The 449-nt window shown below is 68.2% G+C and carries 1 protein-coding gene; it reads right to left on the minus strand.

All coding sequences use genetic code 11. From position 1 onward, the window contains the following. Positions 1 to 264: hypothetical protein (locus FQ705_RS01980; RefSeq protein WP_144137796.1), on the minus strand; the 264-nt coding region annotated here is incomplete at its 3' end. Positions 265 to 449: the final 185 nt, after the last annotated feature.

The following is a 449-nucleotide window of genomic DNA, read 5'->3' on the forward strand; positions in this document are numbered from 1 at the left end:
CTGGTCGGGGTTCAGCAGGGTGGGCGCGCCGTAGATCTCCTCGATCGCCTGGTCGACGGCCTGCGCGTCGGGGCCGTTGCCGTAGTACTTGTGCGACTGCGCGATCGCCTGTTCCTTTGTCTTGTGCTTCTTGCGCCAGCCGGAGATCTGCGCGGCCACGTCGCCGACCGCGAAACAGCGATCGTCGAAGGCCTGGGCCTGGGACGGGAGAGCCGGCAGCGCGAGCGCGCCTGCGAGGGCAAGGGACAAGACGGCTTGCTTCATCGGGAATTCCTGTGGATCGGGAGCGCGGTGCGCCGGTCGTGCCGTCCGCTGCCGCGAGAATCCGCACAGTCTATCGAAAAGCGGCCAGGCGAGCGGTTGGCGCCCCCGCTTTGGCCTCCAGCGATGATGCGGCGCAATGCCGCATAACACGATCGCGCGACGAAACCGCGCCGGCTAGGCGCGTG

The sequence above is a fragment of the Paraburkholderia sp. BCC1884 genome (assembly GCF_900996225.1).
GTDB lineage: Bacteria > Pseudomonadota > Gammaproteobacteria > Burkholderiales > Burkholderiaceae > Paraburkholderia.